We start from the raw sequence: 22,467 nt of genomic DNA, 5'->3' as shown, positions 1-22,467 counted from the left end.
AAAAAGCTCTAAATCTATGGCTTCAGGAAATTACTCTGGACCGCTAAACATACCTTTAACCTTTTTTTAACTTTTGTTAACTTTCCTGCTCGAAAAAAAATAACATTTACCGGTTATATTAAAGACAAGAAAATTTTAAAACCAGGGAGGAAAAAAGATGAAAAAGTATGGAATTGTAGCGATTATCAGCATCCTGGTGGTGGCTTTGCTTTTTGCTGGAGGTTGTGCTAAAAAAAATGAGCAAGCTACCCCGCAAAACGGGCAAACTACCAAGGAAGGTAAGATCACCCTTGCCGGTTCTACCGCCCTTTTGCCTTTAGCCAAACAAGCAGCTACCTTGTACATGGAGAAAAATCCCAAAGTTACCGTGAATGTTTCTGGAGGAGGCTCTTTTACAGGACTCAGACAGGTAATTGCAGGTGCGGTAGATATCGGCAATAGCGATGTCGATGCCGAAAAAGACCCTGAAACTGCGGGTAAAGGTTTAGTTGACCATCAAGTTGCGGTTGCTCCTTTCGTGATCATCGTCAATCCTGATGTTAAGGTGGATAACCTTTCTAAAGAACAGTTAGCAGATATCTTTACCGGTAAAATTACCAACTGGAAAGAAGTTGGCGGCAATGACGCCAAAATCACCATTATTCACCGGGCAAAATCTTCCGGTTCGCGCAAAGTAATCACCGACCTCGTCTTAGATGGCAAAGAATTTACCGATAAAGCAATAATTCAGGACTCCAACGGAGCGGTGCGAAAAGCAATTTCTCAAACCCCCGGTTCAATTGGCTATATTGATGCAGCATATATCGATAATTCGGTAAAAGTGTTAAAATATAATGGGGTAGAGTACACTCCCGAAAACGTTTATAACAAAAAGTATACCTTATACGCCTATGAACACATGTATACGAAAGGTGAGCCTACCGGTGTGGTAAAAGATTTCCTGGACTTTGTTTTAAGCGATGAATTTCAAAATAACTACGTGGAAAAATTGGGCTTCTTATCGATAAGTAAAATGAAATAAACCGTATGAACATAGAAAGGCGGTTTATAGTAGTGCTTAGAAAAAAGCAAGAGCTTTTAATTCAATATATCTTTTTTCTAACTGCTATGGTAGTTTGTTTTACCATAGCAGCTATTGTTGTTTTTGTAGGTAAACAGGGGTTAAAAACTTTTTTAGCCGTCAGTCCTTTGGAGTTTTTCGGCAGTACAAAATGGGCTCCCGACCAAAACCAGTTTGGAGCTCTTACGTTTATCAGCAGTTCCTTTTTCGTAACCCTCTTAGCTCTTCTGCTGGGTGGGCCTTTAGGTATAGCCGGTGCTATGTTTTCGGCGAAAATAGTTCCTTCCTGGCTGACGGGATATTTGCGCACAGTAGTAGATTTACTGGCAGGTATTCCTTCAGTAGTCTACGGTTGGGTTGGCCTTACAATTATTGTTCCAGCAATTCGCCAAATCTCACCCAACCAAAACGGCTTTGGGTTGCTGGCAGCCGGAATTATTTTAGCTATAATGATTTTACCCACGGTTTTATCCCTTGCCGAAGATGCTCTGCGGTCGGTCCCCCGGTCGTTAGAAGAAGCTTCTTATGCCCTGGGGGCAACCCGCTGGCAGACCATCTGGCATGTTCTCCTGCCGGCAGCAGCGCCGGGAATTATCACCGGATTAGTTTTAGGAATGGCAAGGGCTATCGGGGAAACAATGGCCGTGCAAATGGTTATTGGCAATACACCTCTTTTCCCCCGTTCCCTGTTTCAACCTACTGCCACCCTGACTTCGGAAATTGTGATGGAAATGGGAAATACGGCCTTTAATTCCACATGGAATAATGCTCTCTTTTTAATGGCCTTTGTGTTGCTACTTATTGCGTTAGGTTTAATTTTATTAGTGCGAAAATTTACCGCATCCAAGGAGGAAGGCCATTGAAAAAAAATAAATTTATCGATAAGCTGGCTACTACTTTATTAACATTGGCGGGCCTCACCATTCTTGGTATTCTTATATCCTTTATTTTTTACATTTTAAAACGCGGATTGCCGGTTTTAACCCCTTCCTTTATTTTCGGTCCTCCCTCCGAGATGGAAGCAGGGGGAGGTGTGGGGCCTGAACTATTTAACACCTTTTATATTTTGGTGCTTTCTCTTGCTTTTTCTTTGCCCGTAGGCCTGGGAGCAGGCATCTGGCTGGCCGAATATGCTAAGCCTGGTAGGGTAGTTAATATTATCCGAACCAGTACTGAAATGTTAGCGACCGTCCCTTCCATCGTCTTTGGACTTTTTGGCATGATCATTTTTGTGAATTTCCTGGGGCTTGGATTTACAATTATCGGTGGCGCTTTAACTTTATCCCTTTTAAATTTACCGGTACTAATAAGGGTTACCGAAGAAGCTGTACGCGCAGTTCCCAAATCGTACCGCATGGCAAGCCTGGCCCTGGGCGCAACAAAAAGTCAAACCCTTTTCCGGGTCGTACTCCCTGCAGCCTTACCCCGCATCATTACCGGGGTAACTCTGGTAGCTGGAAGGGCCATTGGCGAGTCAGCTATTTTGATTTTTACTGCGGGTACCACCGTTTCCCGCTTTATGTTCGACTTAAACCCCTTTGCTTCCGGTGAAACTCTGGCCGTCCACCTCTGGTATGTTAATTCCGAAGGACTAATTCCCGATGCCACCCGCATTGCCGATGGCAGCGCCGCTTTGCTTTTAATTTTGGTACTGATTTTTAACCTTTTGCTGGTAATTCCAACAAAACGTTATGAAAAAAAGGTAAAGTTAAATTAGGAAAGAGGCCGTAGGCAAAAGCTTACGGCCTCTTTAGCTTATAGTGGTTAAAATCCAGAGGTTACCCCCGGCATAAATTTCCCCTTTGCCGCGCTGGATACCGTACAAATTTTTTTACCCCTTTTATTCCGACAATTTGATAAAAAGTTACAAAAAATACTCTTTACATTTTTTTGCTAGCTGCTACAATTTTACTAAGAAAAAGTATTAATAAGCAATATTGGTAGATAAAGTTCGGAATTAAGATAAATGCTATGGAGTCAATTGAGGCAGACCCACTCGCAGCTTGCCCAATGGTCTATAGAACTTGGGGGAAGGAGGTGAAACCTGTGATTCGCAAGGGAAATGCCAAAAGGTTGAAAAGAATTATGACTACGGCTTTTCTTTCCTGGGTTCTTCTCTTTTCCGTACCGGTTACGTTAGCGGCTTCGAATGTTATATCTAAGCCGGGTGTATATACCGACCCCAAAACCGGACAGCTTTATTGCATCGTAACCTCGGATCCCAATGGACCACAACCACCGGACCCGGACTCCCTGCCTGAAAAAAACATGAAACCGCCCATCCTCGGTAATAACGAAGCGTATCCAAAGGCCGGGGTATATCTTGACCCAAAAACCGGGCTGCTTGTTGACATCGTAACCTCGGATCCCAATGGACCACAACCACCGGACCCGGACTCCCTGCCCGAAAAAAACATGAAACCGCCCATCCTCGGTAATAACGAAGCGTATCCAAAGGCCGGGGTATATCTTGACCCAAAAACCGGGCTGCTTGTTGACATCGTAACCTCGGATCCCAATGGGCCACAACCGCCAGACCCGGACTCCCTGCCCGAAAAAAACATGAAACCGCCCATCCTCGGTAATAACGAAGCTTTTAGTCTTTTCTCAATACCTGTTTATATAAATGAGCCGTGCGACGAAGAATGGCGGGCCCGCTACGGTACAAATTGGAGGTACTGGGCCAACTATGCCGTTGAAGTTGCGGACGACTACCTATACGAACAATTTGGTATAGATTTCTATTCCGTTGCCCAAAATGTCTGGAATTCCAATAATATAACTCCTGGAGATCTACTGGATGAAGCTAAAATAGAAGTCGGTCTCACCAACGGTGCTGATCTTATGGTAGCTTTTTCCGGACAAACTTACGGAAATACTTTAGGTATAGCGTACATTAACAAACCTGGCTCACTAATCTTTGACAGCGGAAGCAGCTGGAATGGAATAATCGTTCGTCACGAAACGGGACATAATTACGGTCTGGCCCAGTGGTCACCCACCGATGGAAATAACCATTGCACGCAGCCAACCTGCTTAATGTACCCCATTCTCTACGGTCCCACCGAAAACACTACCCTCTGTGCAGACCATAGGTCCGAATGGCTTAACAAGCGGGATAGATATTAAATTTAAGCAAAAACTTTAAAGAGCGGGGCAGGTCCCGCTCTGTTTTTTTAGGAAAAGAAAGTGCCGGAGGAGGAAGATTATACTTGAAACCTTTTTATAAACTACATAATAAAAACATATTATTATGTGGTATTTTTTTCGCGTTAGCTGGGTTGCTGCTATCGGTTAAGTTTTTTTTAAATGTAAATCAGAAAACCTATCAACCTAACGTTCTGGTAATTATAAACGGCGAAGCCTTAACTACTTCGGAAGTGAATAAGGTTATCAAAAACTACCGGATAGCAGGAAGCCAGGCTGCTAACCGCCTCGACCAAATCCTTTCCGACCTAATAGATGAAAAACTTATTCTGCAGGAAGCCAAGAGGCGAAAGATAGATGCCACAAGGGAAGAAATAGAAGCAAGGCTGAAGCAGCTTAAAAACCATTTGCCGTCATTATACCAGCAAATTTATACACAAATGTCGGAAAAAGAGTATAAAGAGATCCTGAAAAACCGGATTATCATCCAAAAGCTATATACTGAAGTCATCTCATCTCAGAAAAATAAGCCAACGGGAGAGCATGAACCTCTAGAAACTTCGCAAAAAGAAAAAGAAATCTTTGCTAAATGGGTAAAAGAGCTTCGGGAGAAAGCCGACATTACCTTCCTTCAAGAAAACATTCAAAACTTTAAAGAAAGCCTTCGTAAAGAAACTCCAGGGGTTGTTTATTAAACAAGATACTCCGGAGTTAACGAAAATGATATAATTGGATGGAGGAGAAAAATGAGGTGAGATAATGAATTTTGCAACAGATTACACTCTTTTGGCAGAAGTTACCCGGGGTGATATCGTCGAAAGTGTCCACTTTGGTTCCATTGCCGTGGTCGATTACACCGGCAAGATTGTAGCCTCTGCCGGAAACCCGGAGCTCGTTACTTTCTTAAGGTCTTCCGCCAAACCTATTCAGGTTTTACCTCTTCTGGTAAAAGATTTACCCTATGATTTTAGCGCCAAAGAAATTGCTGTAATGTGCGCTTCCCACAGCGGAACCGTAGAGCATACCCAAACGGTAGCAGGAATTTTACAAAAAATCGGGCTTGACGAAGGTTATCTAAGCTGCGGCACCCATGAACCTTTTGACCGGAAAACCGCCTTATGGCTTAAACAGGAGGGATTAGAGCCATCACCCCTCTATAACAACTGTTCGGGAAAACATGCGGGTATGTTAGCTTTGGCCAAAGTTTCCGGCTACCCTTTAACGGGATACGAAAAGATAGACCATCCGGTCCAGCAGGAAATTTTAAAGTTTATTGCTGACTTTACCGAAGTTTCTCCAGAAAATATAAAGATCGGCATTGACGGCTGCGGGGTACCGGTTTTTGCCGTACCCCTGAAAAATGGAGCTTTAGCCTTTGCGAAACTCTCACGGCCCGACCTGTTTTCCGGGAAATTAAAAGAAGCGGTAAAAACAGTATTACACAGCATGAATGCCTATCCGGTAATGGTCGCAGGAACCGGCCGTTTTGATACCGATTTAATGGGAAGTTTTCCCGGTAGGTTTGTCTCAAAGATAGGGGCGGAAGCGGTGCAAATCGTAGGTATTCTTAACAAAGGTATTGCCGTAGCGGTAAAAGTGGCCGATGGTAACGCCCGGGCCCTGGGGGCTATTACTTTAGAAGCCCTGCGCCAGCTTGGATTTATCGGTGACGAGGAACTTAAAAAATTAGCTACCCACTACCGTCCGGTTATTAAAAATCACAAAAAAGAAATGGTCGGAGAAATAAAAGCAAATTTTACCTTAACAATCCATTAAAAGCTAAAAGGGGTGGTATCACACCACCCCAATATTATTGATAAGTAAAACCGCCACCGGCACAAAAAGGCCGGTTAATTCCATAATTCCGCCGTAATTATCTCCCGTTAGTCCCCCAAAAAACTGCTGCCAGCGAGCTGCCACCACAAACGCAAAAAGATAAGCCAAAAGCAAAATTATTAAAATTTTAATTAGAGAAAAATTAAAAAACGCCGCTGCTCCCAGGGTAAAGATTAAGGTTTGCCCCAGGGTAAAGATTAACCCGGCAGTTGAAGCATTATCTTTAAAACCCCGTCCCAGGGAAGAGCCCACATAGGGGAAGGAATAAATCACCAGGTAGCCCGTTCCACGCAGGATAATTTCGGAAATCAGCACCGTAAAGGCCTGCACTTTCGGAGTAAAGGAAGCATAACTTCCGTATTTTAGAATTAAAAACGCTCCAAAAAACGCCACCGCCATCGAGCCTACCCGGGAGTCCTTTAAAATTTCCAGCCTTTTTTCCCGGTCGCGGTTGGAGTAAATTGCATCAAGGCTATCCAGTAACCCATCGATATGCAGGGCTCCCGATAAATAGATTTGCCCGGCTATTATAACTCCGGCCCAGAAAAAGCCTGGAAAGGACCTTCCGAATAATTCAATTATTAAGGCTAAGATACCACCGGTAACTAAACCATAAGCGGGAAGAAAGATAGGAGCCCTGTTAAATTTTTCTTCGGAAAAATTAAGTTTTCCCGGCACCGGAATCCTGGTGAAAAAGGTAAGGCCTAAAAGAAAGGTAGTTAACATTTTAAGCTCACTCCGTTAATGCTGATGGGGAATACCAGCCAAGCTCCCCTTGTAATTTTACCACATCACCCACCACAATTACCGCCGGATGCTTGATTCCCGCCGCCAATACCTTTTCTACAATGTCTTCCAGGGTCCCGGTGACAATTTTCTGGCTGGGGGTAGTTCCCCGGTAAATTACCGCCACCGGTGTGGTGGCAGGCAAGTATTTTAAAAGTTCACCTTTTATAAACGGAAGGTTACTTAATCCCATTAAAATGACAATGGTACCCCCGACCCGGGCAATTTTTTCCCAGTCTACCTCCCGCTCTTCTTTATTTTCCGTTTCATTGCCGGTAACTACCGTAAAAGTTGAAGCAATCCGGCGGTGAGTTACCGGAATACCCGCATACGCCGGTACCGCTACCGCCGAAGTAACTCCCGGAACCACCTCAAAGGGAATCCCGGCCCGGGTTAAAGCCAAAGCTTCTTCCCCTCCCCGGCCAAAAACAAAAGGATCTCCCCCTTTAAGCCGTACCACCATTTTTCCTTCCCGGGCTTTTTGTATTAAAAGCTCGTTTATCTCCTCCTGATTTAAACTGTGTCGGCCAGGAGCTTTTCCGGCATAGTAAAGTTCAGCAGAAGGATTTACATATTTTAGAAGCTCGGGGCTTATCAGCCGGTCGTAAACGACCACCTGAGCCTCTTTTAAAAGTTTTATCCCTTTTACCGTAATGAGCTCCGGGTCTCCCGGTCCCGCCCCTACTAAATATACCTTGCCGTTCATTGCAAACCTGGTCATCCAAACTGTGCAAAACTGCATCAGTTTAGAAGGTTGGGGTATTTGTTGTCCGCCTTTCAGACTGCCCCAGCCCCAACTGGCGGTATTTGGGACAGCCATAGCCCCTGCCCCAAGAAGCAGGAACTGGCCGTGGCCATTCAGCCACCTTCTCCCATACCGCTTACGAGCATCCTCTTCAGCGGTGACAGGTCACGATATAATGGCCTGCCCAGGAGAGCTCCGGTCAGGAGGGCTACCCGCAAAACTCGCCACGGTTTGTACGGTAAGGTTTTCCCCTTTACCGCAGTACCTTCATTCCTTCCTTCGGTTAATGAAGATACCGACCGTGACTTGCTTTGCAGGCTTTTCAAAAGCTCTCTATACTTCAAGGGAATTTTCTCCCTTAAAGCCAATCCTCTTCGGGCTATCACATAGGCTGCTGCTGTATCTTTTGTTAGGTTGAATTGTGGTGCATACTTTAGCATTCCTATCACGCTTGTATAAGCTGGACTTACTTCTCTTATGGCTACACCGTACCTCTGGGCAAGGGTCTTTATTCTGGCAATAAGCTTTCTATAGCTAAAACTGTGTTTTACCCTTCTGGATTTTCTTCCCTTGTAATCTCCCCGGTAGCCTTTGTCTTTTATCGCTAACTTTTCTACTACGATGCCTTTGTTTTTCTCAAGGGCTAATTTTACAATTTCGTTGGCATATACCCATGCAAAGTAATCTCTTTTTTCTTTTCTCCCGTCCCAGAGATGTGGTGTGGGGATTTCTCCAAAGCTTTCTAAATTGCCGTCTTTTTTTATTTCAGCCCAGGCTATGTGTGATGGAAAAGCATTTAAGTCTATCCCGATAGCTCCATTGCTGAAATCTATTGATGCAACAGGTAGGTTATCTTCAAAAGAAATGTAAGCATAGTATTTATTGTTTTTCCTCTGCAAACGAACGCTGTAAGGACAGGAATTTAGCATTGTTTTTGCAAACTTTCTCCATTTTTTATGCGAACTTTTAAGTTCTATAAACAGCCATTTTCTATTACCTGCATTTACTCTTAAAAAGAATTGGCCATTTTCTTCAATAACTCTTAAATTTAAATTCCCCTGCTTGGTTTTATCCCCTCTGGAGAAAAGGGTTCCTTTGCGCTTATCTTCCCACTCTTTTTTGTACTTTTGCCTCTGCTCACTGCTTAAATGTTTGCTTTTTAGTCTATAAAACAATACTTTCCCGCCAAAGATAACCTTGCGTGGGTTTTCTCCAAGTTCTTTGGTGCTTTGCAAAATTTCGTTAGCTTCAAGAATAGCATCGTCTGCATATCTGGAATTCAATCCAAATAGGCTTTGCAGTTCTTTCTTGAGCTCTTTTCGGGTTTTCCCTTCAAGTAGGCGGTTATAAGCATATCTCTTACAGGAGTTCCACTTTCGCATTAAGTTATCTAATACCTCTTTCTCCTCCGCCTTTGGGTATAACCTTGCCTGGATTGTTATGATTTGCTTCACGGCTTTCACCACGCTTGCAATTTTGTAAAATTAACCTCATCCATTGCTGAGTAAGTATTATTGCACTATTCTGCATTGTTTGGCTTAACTGTTGCTACCTCCTAAGTTTTTTTGACTTTTATGGCTTTACCCAGATAATGTACCGGAATCGCCGCTTTAAGCTCAATACCCTCTTTTACCGCCACCAGCAGTGAAGTTCCCGGTCCTGCCGATTTTTCCAGGGAAAAGGGAGGGGCTATAACGTTCTCTATTTCAAATCCCTGATTTTTAAGCCACATTAGTTCCGCCCCAACTCCGCCGGACCCACAGGGGATTATTTCCAGTACATCATTATTTTGGCTCAATTCATACACCAGATGAGGTGTAGCCTGCAGTTCCGGAAATTTTAACACTTCTTCCCCTACCAGAGGTACGCCTACGATATATAAGTCCGAAGTTTCGCAAATCCTGTTTACTAAAAGCTCGTCTCCCAGGCCCACCGCCGTAAAACCGGCTCCCGTGGTATTTGTAGTAAAATTCTTTTCACTGCTTCCGGTAATATCAATGGCAAAAGGCAGGGTTTTTACTTCCGCCAAAACCCCCTGATAAATCTCCTTACCAGTAGGTTCCCATTCACACGAAACGGTACAGGAAATTACCTGCGGCCTGGCCTTTACCGCTAAAAGCTCCATCAATACCACCCGAGCCCCGTAACGACCAACGATTTCTCCGGAAGTTTTTACTATATCCCCGGCTTTCGGACCAACCCCACCAATGCTATCGGCAGCAATTACCATCTTTTCCCGGGATAGAGGTACGATGGTTAAATCCCGGTATTTAAATCCGGCCATACTCATCTCTCCGTTTTCCCGCGAAGAGCCCGGGCAGTTAAACCGGCCAGCAAAATATTAACAAACGATGCCACCAAAAGGGGTACAACCATGGCGGTGAAAAAGGCCATACCAAATTTGGGCATAATGGCAAAGGAAAGGGGAGCTATGACTCCATTTAATAAGGTAGCCACCACAATACCTACAATAACATTGCGCTTACCTAAAACTCCAAATACCGCAGCAAAAATGGCCATCTCCAGCGCAACTAACAGGTGGAGCGGTAAGGTCAGGGGAAAACCTGCAGTAGCGGCGGAAAGCAAATGGCCCAGAGCAGCCACCAAAGCTCCCAAACCCGGGGACAAATAAAGGGCCGCAAAATAACCGGGTAAACTATCCAAAGCTACGGTTCCGGTAGGACTGGGAATTTTAATAAAGGCGCCAACGGCGCTTAAGGCAATTAAAATTGCTAAAGTAGTAAGGGTTCGGATATTCATTTAAAAAACCTCCTCGTATAATTTAAATTACCATAGAACCCGAGCCGAAAAATTAGGTTAAGGGTTCTTGATAACTTGGCGTGCCTTTGCGAAGATTAAAATAGGTTGGTCCGGGGTCACTCTTAAATACCTCCTGTAGCCCGAGTAAACCCGGTGACTACTCATGTAAGAGTGAGACCCTTGCGGTGCGGCGCATGTTTCTTACGCGTGAGCTGAGCCAACAGGCCAGCCGGCTTCTGGATTCAGCAGGCCAGAGGTGCACCCCCGGCTGTCCTGCCACGCTCTCATCGCCCCGCGAGGTTGTTACGCGACGTACCCGCAGGGCACGCCCCTAATTTGGGCCAGCCCAAGGAGGGATACCCTTTGGCCCGGGTCGTTTTTGCAGGCATTGATGTCAGCGCTCTTAAATGCGACTTGGTGTGTCTCGATGAGCAAGGGCAACAGCTCGCCCCAGTTAAGTCTTTTCCTAACAGCCTCGAAGGCGCTTCTGCTATGGTTGAGGTGCTGGATGGTCTCGCCCATAAGTTTAACATCCAGCAACTTCATATAGGGTTGGAGGCCACCTCTATCTACAGCGTCCATCTCCGTCAGTTCCTCCTGGACTCCCCAAAGCTTAAGCCATACTCCACCAAGGTCTATGAAATAAACCCCGTCATGGTGGCCAGTTTTAAGAAGGCCTTCGGTACCAAGCGCCCTAAAACAGATGCCCTCGACGCTTACGTTATCGCAGAACGGGTGCGCTTCGGCCATCTTACCCCTTGTAGCCGGGAAACTATAGTGACTGAACCTTTGCGCCAGCTCACCCGCCTGCGCCTACACCTCGTGGAAATGGTGACGGCCGAGCAGAACCGAGCCTTAAATCTCCTCTTCCTTAAGTTTTCTAATTATCACCAGGACAAGCCTTTTAGTCAAACTTTCGGTAAGGCCTCCCTGGCGGTATTACAGGAATTTACACCAGATGAACTTATAGAAATGCCATTGGAAGAGCTGGCAGAGTTCATCCAGTCCCATGGTAATAACAAATTAGCCTCACCTGAGAATATGGCTAAGGCCCTCAAACAGGCTGCCCGTCGCGCCTACCGCCTTAATCCTAAAATGCTCGCAGCTTGTGAGGTAGCTCTTTCTCTTACTCTGCAGAATATTGACCACCTCAAAAGGCAGCTTAAACAACTGGATAAAGTCATTTGCCGGGAGTTAGAAGCCATACCTCAAACTCTGACCAGCGTAAAAGGCCTCGGTCCCATCTCGGCTGCTGGTATTATAGCCGAAATTGGCGATATCAAACGTTTCAAAGATCAAGCCGCTCTGGCTCAATATGCCGGCCTTACCTGGACCCGCTACCAATCAGGTGATTTTGACGCCGAAGAACGCCGCCTGACAAAAAGTGGCAACCGGTACCTGCGTTACTACCTGGTCCAGGCCGCCAACTCGTTGCGGGTGCACAACGAGGAGTATAAGGCCTACTACCAGAGCAAGTATCACGAAGTTACCAAGCATCAACATAAGCGAGCGCTGGTTCTAACTGCCCGCAAATTAGTAAGGCTGGTCTTTGCCCTGCTGAGCAAAGGCCAAATCTACAAAGGGACGGTGATGAAATAGTTCTTGAATAAAACCTTTTCTCTTCTCTGCTATTTTCCAACTATTACCATATAGTTGGAGAGGGTTATTATTGCCTTTTTTAGCCCCTACTTTTCTAATTTCCATTTCTTGGTCCTTGACTTTTTACCGTGAGTCTTGAATAAAATATTTTTTAAGGTATTTATAAGCACCCGGTTTTCTTTCCGGGTTTTTACCGCAATCCGCACCGCTTCCCGTTTCAAGCCAAAATTTTGGAGCGGTCTTACAGCTATCCGGTATTTTGCCAGTTCAGAAAGAAGCTGTTCTGAGCTGATACTTTCAGGAAGATAAGCCATTAAAAAATTTGCTTTAGACGGCAAAACCTGAAAGCCAAGACGAAAAAGATTTTGGCTTAAATACTCCCTTTCTTTTTTTATTAAAGCTCTGGTTTTTAACAGATAATCCCTCTGGGCAAAAAGTACCGGCCCTATCTCCGCTGCCAGATTATTTATCTCCCACTCCGGTAAAAATTTTTTAAAATCTTTATAATCCTTTTCCGGTAAGATTAAAGCTCCAAGCCTTAAACCGGGAATGGCAAAAATTTTGGTAAGGGAAATTAAGATATAGACATCTTTTAACTTTCCGGAATTTCGCCAAAAGATTTCCCTCTCATCTTCCATAAAATCGGCAAAACTTTCATCTAAAAGAAGCTTTATCCCTTTTTCCTGACATAAAGCAATTAATTTAAATAATTCACTTACGGGCCAGGCAGAGCCATCGGGGTTGTTTGGCCGGCAAATCAACAATAAATCTCCCTTCCGGCCTTTTTGCAAAAGATAAGCCCTGGCATTACTATACCCTTTCTCCTCTAAAGCACAGTCCAGCTTTTCTACCGGTATCTCGCGATTTCTTAGCGTTTTTTCGTAAAGGTTAAAAGTAGGTCCGATAATTAACCCCCGGGAAGGTTTTAGATAAAAAAGTAAATAGTTTAAAAGGGACGAAGCCCCGTTTCCCAGAACTACTTCTTCCTTTTGAAAATACCCGTAAGCCGCCTTTTCTAACTCCCGGTACCGATAATCGGGATAGGTAGAAATTAACTCCTTTAAGTTTTCCCGCAAAAGTTTAAGAGCGTCTCTGGGTGGACCCAGGGGGTTTAAATTGGCGCTAAAATCGTAACGCGGTAAAACCCCGTATTTTTCGTAAAAAAGTTGCTTATTTCCTCCGTGTTCAAGCATCATGAACCTCCAAAGTAATTCCTCCATCCACCAGGGTTAATACCCGGCATGTATAGGAAGAAAACTCTTTTCTTAAGATTTCTTCTTTTTCCTGCGACCACGAATTATGAAACCAAAGGCCAATCCCGCTGCCGCTATGGGCCACGTTAACCCCCACCGCTCCCAGTTCTTTACCAACCCTGTAAACCCAGAAAAGTTCCTCCTTAGGCAATATTAACTGGTGGGCAAAAGCATCAACGGTCACCCCCCGCCCAAAAAGATAGGGATTATCGGTTTTTAAACCCCAGAACACCATTTTGAGCGCCTGTCGCACTTTGGGCTCTTTAAGCCGATTTAGCTCCTTTAAGTCCTCCCGCCGGTTAAAGGCAATCGTATCTACCGCTTTGCCGGTATCAATCCAAAATATTTTATAATTTTTTGCCGCCGCTATTCGGTACCAAAAACTCCCCCGGCGGTGGTCAACGAGAGAAATTCCCGGAAGAAAGCTCCCATCGGTGGGCTCAACCTGGGTTAAGATTTTTAAAAACTCCCCGCGGTTAATTCTAATTCCACTTAGCTTTAACATCCCAGCCAAACTTCCGGCTAAATCCGCCGTGCTGCTGCCCATGCCCCGGCCTTCGGGAAGATTTCTCGTAACTTTTATGGTAAATTTATGTTTAATCGAAAACTTACTATAAAATATTTCCACTAACCGCTTGATTTTGGGTCGATCTTCGGGAATATCAAGTTTTTCGTTAAGAGCAATTTCAACTATATTCCCTATGTTAACCGGGGCAGTTAATAAAAAATCTTTTCCTCCAATACTTCCCTGAACCAGTTCTCCCGCCGTACCGCAAACATACGCTTTTATTTTCATCCTTTTCTTCCACCTACAAGGGTCTTTACTAAATCGGCCTTACCGTAGAAATTAAGATGTAAAAACGAGGCAAAAATATTATCTCTCGCCACCCCATCAAAGGCTTCCCGTCCGTTTTTCTGCAAGAGATACGCAGGATTGTCCTGCGGCCCTGTATAAGTGGAGTAATGAAATTTATGCCCCCAGATTTCCTTTTGAAAATTTTTCCCGAGGTAGCCTCCAACCGGCTTTCCCCGATAATAACCAAGGCCCTGAAGTTTATCGGTTAATTCCATTTCCCCGGGTAATATACCGGTCAAAGGATAAGTTTGCTCCTTAACCTTAACGCCGGAAGTTAAATAAATAAAACCGCCGCATTCCGCATAAACTCTAAGACCACCCTGGATTTTCTTTTTTAAATTCTGGATAAATTTTTGGTTTAAAAATAAGTCCCTGGCAAAAAGCTCGGGATAACCACCCCCCAAAAAAAGTAAGTCTACGGGAGGAAAATCGGAATCGTTTAAGGGACTTACCGCAAAGACTTCGGCGTTAGATCTTCTCAAATACTCAATTGCCTCCTGGTAATAAAAATTAAAAGCTTTATCAAAGGCGTAAGCTACGCGCTTTCCTTTTAAATCGGGGTATTTAATTGCCGGAAGCTTTTTTGGAACAGTTAACTCCGGTAAAGTTGCCAGCAAGTCAGCAAAATTAATTTTTGCCAGCACTTTATCTTTTATTTCTTTAATAATTTCCAGGATATTCTGCTCTTCGGTGGCCGGGATAAGACCTAAATGCCTGGATTTAAGTCTGGGAAGTTCGTTTTGGTAAAACACCCCAAAAACCTTAACCCCTAACGGTTTCAAGGCAGATAAGAGGTGTTCCGCATGGTTTTTCCCCGAAACTTTGTTTAAAATAATCCCGGCAATTTTGATATCTTTTTTAAATTTAAGATAACCGTAAACTTGAGCTGCTACGGTGGTACCAAGATTCTGGGCGTCGACCACTAAAATTACCGGAAGATTTAAAAACCTGGCTAAGCGATAGGTACTTCCGGTAAACTTTTCGTCCCGGCCATCAAATAAGCCCATTACCCCCTCCACTACCGCCACGTCCGCTGCTTTAGCTTTTTCGTAAAAAAGACGGCGCACCAATCCCGGAGAAGTCAGGATCTCATCGAGGTTATAGGTAGGTTTAGCAAGCGCTAAACGGTGGTAGGTAGGATCCAGGTAATCAGGCCCAGCCTTAAAGGCCTGCACCTTTAAGCCCAAGTGTTTTAAAGCTGCTAAGATACCAACGGTTAAGGTACTTTTGCCAGCTCCTGTAGTAGTACCACTTATAATAAACCCTTTCATCATACCCCTCCTACCGTAGAGAAACCGCCAAAAAGCAAAACCATTAAAAATACTGTAAACCAGAAAAGCTTTAAAGCTTTATCTATTACCTCCGGAGTTAACGGATTTAGCGGTTCACCTAAATAAGCCCGAAAGCTTTTCTGCCCGTGGTAAATGTTTTCGCCTCCAAGCCTGACCCCAAGACTTCCCGCCAGGACGCTTTCGGGAATTCCGCCGTTGGGGCTCGGGTGTTTTTTAGCATCTCTAAGCCAGGTTTTTATTGCCCTTTTCCAGTCATATCTTAAGATAAATGCTGCTAAAACCATTAAAACTCCCGTGATGCGGGCGGGAAGGTAATTTAAAAGATCATCCAATTTTGCCGCAATGCGCCCGAAATAAAGATACCTTTCACTTTTATAGCCCACCATGCTGTCTAAAGTGTTAACCGTCCTGTAAAACCATACTCCAGGAAGTCCTCCAATTAAATACCAGAATATGGGAGCCACTACCCCATCGCCGGTATTTTCGGCAAGGCTCTCCAAACTTCCCCTTACCACTTCCGTCACCGGTAATTCCCGGGTATCACGGCTAACAATCATTCCAAGACTTTTTCGGGCTTCAGCAAGGTTACCATCTTTCAGGTGGTTTTTTATGGTGTTAACCGAAAAAGCCAAACCGGTAGGGGCTATGGCAAAAAACAGCCCGCCCCCCTGAAAAACAACCTGGAAAAGAAAAGGTAGCTTCTGGGTAAAATGCTGGTAGATAAAAGCTATGAAACTTACCGGCAATAAGGTCAGCCCTACCAGCAAACCACCGCAAAGGATTAAGGCTTTCTTGGCAGGCTTTTTCGGGTAAAGCTTTTTTTCTATAAAAGCAATATAACGACCAATTAAAGCTACCGGATGATAATCTTGCCCTGGATCCTTAAAGACAATGTCCAGTATCAAGGCAATAACCACGGTAATAAAAATTCCTTTCATCTCAGATCCCCAGAATCTCGTAAATTTTCTTCAAGTTAACGTTTTCCCTGAACACCCGGGCTATTTTATCATAATTTTCCTGGCGCAGGTTTTTTAAGGAAGTCGGGCGGTTTTCAATCCCGTCAAGCCCTTTTTCCCGCCGCAACCGATTTAAAAGGCGATGGCGAAAAAAGTCATTATCAAAAAGCCCGTGCAGGTAGGTACCAAGAACTCTGCCGCGGGCAAATACCAGCGGATTTTCCGTATTATCCAATACATCACTTCTTTCCCCTGAAAGAAAAGTTCGGCCGTGGTGAATTTCGTAGCCGGAGATTTCTTCCCTCTGGAGAAAGAAATAGCCATCGGCCCTGGTAACCCGGGTACTTGTCCGCCGGGTAATTTTATCCCCGCGAAATTCGGTAACAGTATCGAGGATTCCTAAGGCTTTAACCTCCGTTTCCTTCCCTTCCACCAAATCGGGATCCAAAATCTTTTCTCCAAGTATCTGAAGACCCCCGCAAATTCCAATCAGGGGTTTTCCTTTCTCTACATAAGCGTAGAGCTTTTGGTCAAGGCCCCTTTGTTTTAAATAGTTTAAATCGGCTACGGTGTTTTTACTTCCCGGCAATATTACCAGGTCAAAATCGTCCCGAAAATCCTGAAGAGTTTTGATGTAAATAAGCTCCACGTCCGGTTCATACTGGAATATTTCAAAATCGGTAAAATTGGAAATCCTGGGGTACCACACCACGCCAATTTTTAAATCTTTCTCCCGGTTACTAACAGTTTCTTCCAAACTTACCGAATCTTCTTCGGGTATTAAAAGTTCGGGAATGTAAGGCATTACCCCCAAAACCGGAATACCGGTTTTTTCTTCCAAAAAAGTAAGGGCAGGCTTTAATAATTCCAGGTCTCCCCGGAATTTATTTAAGATAAAGCCGCACACCATTTTCCTTTCCTCGGGCTCTAAAAGTTCCATTGTCCCCACCAGGGAAGCAAGCGCTCCTCCCCGGTCAATATCGGCCACTAAAATAACCGGGGCATTGGCTAAAAAAGCGGTTTTCATATTGGCAATGTCGGAAGCTTTTAAATTTACTTCCGCCGGACTTCCAGCACCTTCAATCACAATAAAATCAAATTCTTGAGCTAAAGTTTCGTAAGCTTTTTTTACCGCTTCCCAAACCATACTGCGCCGCTCAAGATGGTAGCTCTTGGCCGAATAGTGACCGATGGGTTTCCCCAGAACTATAACCTGGCTACCTTTATCGGACGAGGGTTTTAATAAAACCGGGTTCATTTCTACCCGGGGCTCTAACCCGCAGGCTTCCGCCTGGGCTACCTGGGCTCTACCCATTTCTCCGCCATCCAGGGTTACGTAGGAATTTAGAGCCATATTTTGTGCTTTAAAGGGGGCAACTTTAAAGCCGTCCAGATAAAGCACCCGGGCTAAAGCTAAAGTCAGCACCGATTTTCCTACATGGCTGGCGGTTCCCTGAAACATTATCGCCCTGGCCATTAGTTCACCCCCTTGATTTTTACCGGTATTCCCGCCACGGTAAGGTAAACTTCATCGCAATACTTTGCAAAAACTTGGTTGACAAGGCCGGCTACATCCCTAAACTTACGGGCTAACGGGTTATCGGGAACAATTCCTGAACCTACTTCGTTGGTAACAAAGATAAGCGGAACGGTAATCCTGGGAAATATTTCTACTACTTCATAAGCTTTACCAACCACATCTTCTTCTTTAAGAAGTAAATTGGTAACCCAGAGGGTTAGACAATCGACCAGAACCGCATCTCCCCGGGCTGTTAAAAGAACGTCCCGTAAATTTACCGGCTCCTCCACCGTGACCCAGTTAGGGGGACGACGGCTTTGATGTTTGGCAATCCGCTCACGCATCTCTTCGTCCCCGGCAGTAGCGGTAGCCACATATACCACTTTTTCCCCGAAAGAGGTCGCTAACTTTTCCGCAAAACTACTTTTGCCCGAACGCACCCCACCGGTAATTAACACCTTCACTTTATTTCCCTCCGGTCCTGGATAATTTAATTAAAGCATTAACTATTGCTGCCGCAATGGTACTACCCCCTTTAGTACCCAGTAACGTGATATACGGCACATCACAGTTCAGCAAAAGTTCCTTACTTTCTTTTGCTCCAACAAAGCCCACCGGCACTCCCACCACCAGCGCCGGCTCTACCCCGGTCTTTATGAGTTCAATCACCGCTAAAAGAGCTGTTGGGGCATTACCAATTGCTATAACCGCTCCATCCATTCGCTCTTTTAGCTCCATCATCGCCTGATAAGCCCGGGTAACTTTATTTTCTAAAGCTTTTCTTTTAACCGCTTCCTCGCGAATCGCGCAGGCTACCTCGCCGGCATAACCGGTAATTCCCGCCCGGACCATTTCCACATCGGTAATAATTAAATTTTTGTTTTTTAAAGCGGCAAGCCCCCGGTCGATAGCCGCGGGATGAAAACGAAAATCCTTTCTGATTTCCGGATCACCTGATGCATGGATGGCCCGTTTAATTACCTGGTCTTCAGGAGTATTGCCAAGTCCCGTTAAACTTTCAATAATGGCAAAACTTTTCTGTTCAATCTCCCGGGGATTAATTAAAAATTCATAATTCATTGGCCAACACCGCCGCTAAAAATTCAATAAATTGTTCTTTTTCACCTAAAGGTTTATAAACCGTAATCTTTAAATCGGGATACTGGGCTTTTAACTGGTCAATTTCTTCAGGAATATCGTGCACTAAATGAAGACCTTCAAATAGAAAAACCGGGAAAACGGCTATTTCCTGGTATCCTTCCTGATACAACCTTAAAAGCGCTTCCTTTAAATTGGGATTAGCCCTTACCATGAACGCCTCCTCGAGCCGGAAGGGAAAGCGCTCCCTTAACTTTCCTACCACTTCGCGAAATTTCTCCACCGCTTGCGCCACCCGGGAACCGTGAGCCAGCAAAACTACTGCTTTTTCCATTTTTCCGCCTCCAATGTTAAAATTTCTTCCAACCGGTCCAGTGTGGATACCGATTGAGGGTAAAAAACCTCAGGACGTTTTATTAAAATTACCGGTAAACTCTGACTTAAAAAGCTTTCTACCTTTTCCCTTTCTCCTCCTAAATCACCGCTTTCTTTGGTCAAAAGACCGGTCAGGGAATAAAATTTAATTAGCTGAGAAATAAGCTCCCGGCTTCCTGGACCCCAAAAGGAAAGCCGGTCCTCGAGAGGAATTCCTAAACCATCCAAAAGGGTAAAATTATCCGTTAGGGGCAAAACTTTGACTACCGGCTTTTGCCCTAAAACAGCACTTTTTCTGATGATTTCCGGAAGCATTTTTACTCCCACAGTTATTAATGGACGCTTACCAAGTTGCGGCAGTTCTCTTAGTGCAGCTTCTAAATCAATGGCCTCTATGATAAGGGAATTTTTTAATTCATCCCTGGGGCGCTCAAACCTGATATAGGGTATATTTAATACCTGGGCCGCCCTGATAGCATTTTCACTGGCATTTTTAGCAAAGGGATGGGTAGCATCAATTATTAACTTTATCCCATTTTTCTGAACAAACTCCAGAAGGCCATGAAAATCCAGGACTCCAGCCCGCAAAGGTTTTTCATATTTTTTAAACCGCATAAGGCCCAAATTTGACGCCACCGATAAAATAAAAGGTAAACCTTTTTTTTCGAGCAAATCGGCAATTAAAATACTTTCACTGGTACCTCCCAGCAATAAAATCACCACTTATACCCCCGGGGTGTAATAATAAAGTTTTCATAAAAATAGCTCTGGCTATTTCCGATAATTATTACCGTGCGCATATCGGCATCCTCTTCGGTAATTTCCGCTAAAGTTTTTAGCTTGATTTCTTCTCCCAATCTTCCGGCCTCCCGAACAATACCAACCGGTGTAGCTGGATTTTTATACTCCAGCAAAATTTCAATGGCTCTCCTTAGCTTCTTTCTCCGGTGACTCTGGGGATTGTACAAGGCGATAGCAAAATCTCCTAAAGCTGCATGCCGGAGCCGTTTCTCAATTACCTCCCAGGGAGTTAAGAGGTCTGATAAACTTATCAAGCAAAAGTCATGGTTTAAAGGTGATCCCAGCAAGCTTGCTGCTTTTAAAGCAGAAGTAATACCCGGAATAATTGTTAAATTTACTTTCCGGGGGGAAATATTTTTCTCCTTTAGAGCCTCTAATACCACCCCGCTCATTCCATAAACTCCAGCATCACCGCCGGAGATCACCACTACCCGTTCCCCCGAAAGAGCAAGGTTGATAGCTTCTAAAGCTCGCGCTTGTTCTTCCTTCATACCGTAAGCCACTAATTTTTTCTCACCAATTAAAGATTTAACTAAATCAATATAGGTTTTATAACCAATTATTACCGTACACTGCTGGAGGTAACTTAAGGCTAAAGGAGTCAGTTCTTCCTTTCCTCCCGGTCCTATTCCCACCACCGCAAGGCTTCCGCCAGAGCTACTGACACTTTGGGAAAAATCTTCTTGGGCAATATTAAATTCCCCATCCCTGCCGCTTTGATAGCCGCCGCTTCGCATACATTTCCCACCCCTACTTTTGTTAAAACTTTAGAAGATTGTTGTAAATTTTTTTTATTAATTACTTCCAAAAGTTCCTCCCGCGTAAAAAATTTTGTTTTAAGCCCGTATTTCGCTGCCAGCTCCAGGAGAGCAGTCTCATCTTTTTTAAGATCGATACTGGCTATTCCGGCAACACCTTTTAAAGAAACACCGCCCTCTTGTAGAGCTTCGAGAACTGCCTTTTCCAGCAGGGTAAACTCTACTCCCCGGCGACAGCCTATACCCACCCAAACCGCCGGAGGATAGAGCTGGTATTCATTGGGTTTTAGAGCAATAAGATACGGCGAAATCAATACTTTAATGCCAGAAAACTCCTCTTCAATTTCTGCCAGGTAAGGATAGGGAAAATCGGAAGGCAAAGATCTGGCAAAAAACTTAACCTCTTCTCCCCGGGCTAAGGCAGCATTTACCCTTTTAAAAACTTCCCGGTCAGCATACCTTAACACGTATTTTCTGGCTAAAACATCCAAGCCAACTTTTCCCTGAACATCGGTGGCGGTGGTAATTACCGCTTCTCCCCCCAGCTTTTGGGCTAAAAGTTGACAAATTTCATTTGCCCCACCAAAATGGCCGGATAAAACGCTTATAAAATATTTACCCGTTTCATCGGCTACAACTACCGCCGGGTCGGAAAACTTATCTTTGATAAACGGAGCAATTAAGCGAACCGCAATTCCTAAGGCTCCGATAAAAAGAAAAGCTGTATCGTTGTTCCAGTTTTTTTTAAGACAGTTTTTAATTTCCGCGCTTTTACCGGAAAAGAGAGTAACGTTCCCCCCAAGCTTTAGGGTTAAAAAGCGCCGGGCCAGAGTTTCGCCGGCTGCGGTAAAGTAAAAAATTATTAAATTCTTAATCACCTTTTCTTCTCCCACCATGAGTAAAATCGGGAGCATATAATTTTGAGCGAGTAGGGGGCGGATTTAAAAACTCCCCTACAAAGATAAGGGCGGTTTTGTTTATCTTTTCTTCTTTTACTTTCTGAGCAATATCCGCTAAAGTACCGGTAATAATTTTTTCTTCGGGAAAAGTAGCTTTATAAACTACCGCTACCGGAGTATCAAGAGCTCTTACCCGGGAAATTTGGGCGACAACCTCGTCGATTTTATCCACACTTAAAAAGAGCACAAGGGTTGACCCAATTTTAGCCAATTCCTCTAAGTTTTCTTTTTCCGGCACCGGTGTTCTCCCGGCAACCCTGCTTAAAATTACCGTCTGGGTACCGTCTGGAACGGTTAATTCGTAACCCAGGCGGGCAGCCGCACCAAGAAAAGAGCTAACTCCCGGCACCCATTCCAGCTCAACTCCATAGGCTTTTAAAGCTCTTTTTTGTTCCTCTACTGCCCCATAGAGGGATGGGTCTCCGGTCTGCAAGCGTACGACAACTTTTCCGGCTCGAGCATACTCGACCATTATCTCCACTATTTCTTCTAAAGTCCTGGGCGCCGAATCAACTTTCACCGCCTCCGGTTTGGCATATTCCAAAAGTCCGGGATTAACCAGGGAGCCTGCATAAACAATTAAATCAGCTTCCTCTAAAAGTTTTTTCCCTTTAACAGTTATTAACTCGGGATCTCCAGGTCCGGCGCCTACTAAATAAACTTTCAC

Annotated in this window: 24 protein-coding genes; 7 read left to right on the top strand and 17 right to left on the bottom strand. The window is 44.4% G+C overall.

What is annotated here, in order from left to right:
• Window positions 1-157 precede the first annotated feature (157 nt).
• From CHY_RS03575 to CHY_RS03550, 6 genes are all read left to right on the top strand, one after another.
• The gene (locus tag CHY_RS03575; protein WP_011343715.1) at window positions 158-1,021 is read left to right on the top strand and encodes a phosphate ABC transporter substrate-binding protein; all 864 of its coding nucleotides are present in this window, start codon (window positions 158-160) and stop codon (window positions 1,019-1,021) included.
• Window positions 1,022-1,026: 5 nt separating this feature from the next.
• Window positions 1,027-1,923 carry a phosphate ABC transporter permease subunit PstC gene (gene pstC, locus CHY_RS03570; RefSeq protein WP_049752065.1) on the top strand — a complete coding sequence of 299 codons (897 nt, stop codon included), beginning with the start codon at window positions 1,027-1,029 and terminating at the stop codon, window positions 1,921-1,923.
• A complete protein-coding gene (gene pstA, locus CHY_RS03565; RefSeq protein ID WP_011343713.1) occupies window positions 1,920-2,777 on the top strand; it encodes a phosphate ABC transporter permease PstA in 858 nt (285 codons plus the stop codon). The genes pstC and pstA overlap by 4 nt, the downstream gene beginning before the upstream one ends.
• Before the next feature lie 320 nt (window positions 2,778-3,097).
• Window positions 3,098-4,189 (top strand): M12 family metallo-peptidase, encoded by a 1,092-nt coding sequence (locus tag CHY_RS03560; RefSeq protein ID WP_162485051.1) that lies wholly within the window; start codon window positions 3,098-3,100, stop codon window positions 4,187-4,189.
• 83 nt (window positions 4,190-4,272) lie between these two features.
• Window positions 4,273-4,902 (top strand): SurA N-terminal domain-containing protein, encoded by a 630-nt coding sequence (locus tag CHY_RS03555; RefSeq protein WP_011343711.1) that lies wholly within the window; start codon window positions 4,273-4,275, stop codon window positions 4,900-4,902.
• A gap of 64 nt (window positions 4,903-4,966) precedes the next feature.
• On the top strand, window positions 4,967-5,983 hold the full coding sequence (locus CHY_RS03550; protein ID WP_011343710.1) for an asparaginase: 1,017 nt from the start codon (window positions 4,967-4,969) through the stop codon (window positions 5,981-5,983).
• Window positions 5,984-6,001: 18 nt separating this feature from the next.
• Here the strand turns inward: CHY_RS03550 and CHY_RS03545 are convergent, their stop codons facing one another.
• The 5 genes from CHY_RS03545 to CHY_RS03525 all read right to left on the bottom strand — a co-directional run bounded on the left by CHY_RS03545 (window position 6,002) and on the right by CHY_RS03525 (window position 10,334).
• Window positions 6,002-6,769: an adenosylcobinamide-GDP ribazoletransferase gene (locus CHY_RS03545; protein ID WP_011343709.1), complete on the bottom strand. Its 768-nt coding sequence runs from the start codon at window positions 6,767-6,769 to the stop codon at window positions 6,002-6,004.
• A 7-nt stretch (window positions 6,770-6,776) separates the two neighbouring features.
• Window positions 6,777-7,535 (bottom strand): uroporphyrinogen-III C-methyltransferase, encoded by a 759-nt coding sequence (cobA, locus tag CHY_RS03540; protein WP_049752118.1) that lies wholly within the window; start codon window positions 7,533-7,535, stop codon window positions 6,777-6,779.
• A 152-nt stretch (window positions 7,536-7,687) separates the two neighbouring features.
• Complete coding sequence (locus tag CHY_RS03535; protein WP_011343707.1) at window positions 7,688-9,028, bottom strand: IS200/IS605 family accessory protein TnpB-related protein; 1,341 nt, start codon at window positions 9,026-9,028, stop codon at window positions 7,688-7,690.
• A 101-nt stretch (window positions 9,029-9,129) separates the two neighbouring features.
• Window positions 9,130-9,858 (bottom strand): hypothetical protein, encoded by a 729-nt coding sequence (locus CHY_RS03530; RefSeq protein ID WP_011343706.1) that lies wholly within the window; start codon window positions 9,856-9,858, stop codon window positions 9,130-9,132.
• A 2-nt stretch (window positions 9,859-9,860) separates the two neighbouring features.
• Entirely contained in the window at window positions 9,861-10,334 is a 474-nt protein-coding gene (locus tag CHY_RS03525; RefSeq protein WP_011343705.1) for an ECF transporter S component, read from the bottom strand.
• Window positions 10,335-10,697: 363 nt separating this feature from the next.
• Between CHY_RS03525 and CHY_RS03520 the strand changes: the two genes are divergently transcribed.
• Window positions 10,698-11,933 carry an IS110-like element ISChy1 family transposase gene (locus CHY_RS03520; RefSeq protein WP_011343704.1) on the top strand — a complete coding sequence of 412 codons (1,236 nt, stop codon included), beginning with the start codon at window positions 10,698-10,700 and terminating at the stop codon, window positions 11,931-11,933.
• Window positions 11,934-12,019: 86 nt separating this feature from the next.
• On the opposite strand, the gene CHY_RS03515 is transcribed toward CHY_RS03520, so the two are convergent.
• The 12 genes from CHY_RS03515 to cobM are packed head-to-tail and all read right to left on the bottom strand — an operon-like array spanning window position 12,020 to window position 22,467.
• Window positions 12,020-13,126: a pyridoxal phosphate-dependent aminotransferase gene (locus CHY_RS03515; RefSeq protein ID WP_011343703.1), complete on the bottom strand. Its 1,107-nt coding sequence runs from the start codon at window positions 13,124-13,126 to the stop codon at window positions 12,020-12,022.
• Window positions 13,119-13,982 carry a kinase gene (locus CHY_RS03510; protein WP_011343702.1) on the bottom strand — a complete coding sequence of 288 codons (864 nt, stop codon included), beginning with the start codon at window positions 13,980-13,982 and terminating at the stop codon, window positions 13,119-13,121. Before CHY_RS03510 ends, CHY_RS03515 begins: the two co-directional genes overlap by 8 nt.
• Window positions 13,979-15,316, bottom strand: a complete 1,338-nt coding sequence (locus tag CHY_RS03505) for a cobyrinate a,c-diamide synthase (protein WP_083757257.1) — start codon at window positions 15,314-15,316, stop codon at window positions 13,979-13,981. Before CHY_RS03505 ends, CHY_RS03510 begins: the two co-directional genes overlap by 4 nt.
• Entirely contained in the window at window positions 15,313-16,272 is a 960-nt protein-coding gene (gene cbiB / locus CHY_RS03500) for an adenosylcobinamide-phosphate synthase CbiB (protein WP_011343700.1), read from the bottom strand. Before cbiB ends, CHY_RS03505 begins: the two co-directional genes overlap by 4 nt.
• 1 nt (window position 16,273) lies before the next feature.
• Window positions 16,274-17,767 carry a cobyric acid synthase gene (locus CHY_RS03495; RefSeq protein WP_011343699.1) on the bottom strand — a complete coding sequence of 498 codons (1,494 nt, stop codon included), beginning with the start codon at window positions 17,765-17,767 and terminating at the stop codon, window positions 16,274-16,276.
• Window positions 17,767-18,273 carry a bifunctional adenosylcobinamide kinase/adenosylcobinamide-phosphate guanylyltransferase gene (gene cobU, locus CHY_RS03490; protein ID WP_011343698.1) on the bottom strand — a complete coding sequence of 169 codons (507 nt, stop codon included), beginning with the start codon at window positions 18,271-18,273 and terminating at the stop codon, window positions 17,767-17,769. The genes CHY_RS03495 and cobU overlap by 1 nt, the downstream gene beginning before the upstream one ends.
• 1 nt (window position 18,274) lies before the next feature.
• Window positions 18,275-18,889: a precorrin-8X methylmutase gene (locus CHY_RS03485; protein ID WP_011343697.1), complete on the bottom strand. Its 615-nt coding sequence runs from the start codon at window positions 18,887-18,889 to the stop codon at window positions 18,275-18,277.
• Window positions 18,879-19,241 carry a sirohydrochlorin chelatase gene (locus CHY_RS03480; RefSeq protein WP_011343696.1) on the bottom strand — a complete coding sequence of 121 codons (363 nt, stop codon included), beginning with the start codon at window positions 19,239-19,241 and terminating at the stop codon, window positions 18,879-18,881. Before CHY_RS03480 ends, CHY_RS03485 begins: the two co-directional genes overlap by 11 nt.
• On the bottom strand, window positions 19,226-20,005 hold the full coding sequence (cobK, locus tag CHY_RS03475; protein WP_083757256.1) for a precorrin-6A reductase: 780 nt from the start codon (window positions 20,003-20,005) through the stop codon (window positions 19,226-19,228). Before cobK ends, CHY_RS03480 begins: the two co-directional genes overlap by 16 nt.
• Window positions 19,999-20,820: a precorrin-3B C(17)-methyltransferase gene (gene cobJ / locus CHY_RS03470; protein WP_226986722.1), complete on the bottom strand. Its 822-nt coding sequence runs from the start codon at window positions 20,818-20,820 to the stop codon at window positions 19,999-20,001. The genes cobK and cobJ overlap by 7 nt, the downstream gene beginning before the upstream one ends.
• Window positions 20,709-21,719: a cobalt-precorrin 5A hydrolase gene (locus CHY_RS03465; protein WP_011343693.1), complete on the bottom strand. Its 1,011-nt coding sequence runs from the start codon at window positions 21,717-21,719 to the stop codon at window positions 20,709-20,711. The genes cobJ and CHY_RS03465 overlap by 112 nt, the downstream gene beginning before the upstream one ends.
• A complete protein-coding gene (gene cobM / locus CHY_RS03460) occupies window positions 21,712-22,467 on the bottom strand; it encodes a precorrin-4 C(11)-methyltransferase (RefSeq protein ID WP_011343692.1) in 756 nt (251 codons plus the stop codon). Before cobM ends, CHY_RS03465 begins: the two co-directional genes overlap by 8 nt.

It is taken from the genome of Carboxydothermus hydrogenoformans Z-2901 (genome assembly GCF_000012865.1).
GTDB classification, from domain to species: domain Bacteria; phylum Bacillota; class Z-2901; order Carboxydothermales; family Carboxydothermaceae; genus Carboxydothermus; species Carboxydothermus hydrogenoformans.
This window is presented reverse-complemented; position numbering and strand designations above follow the sequence as displayed.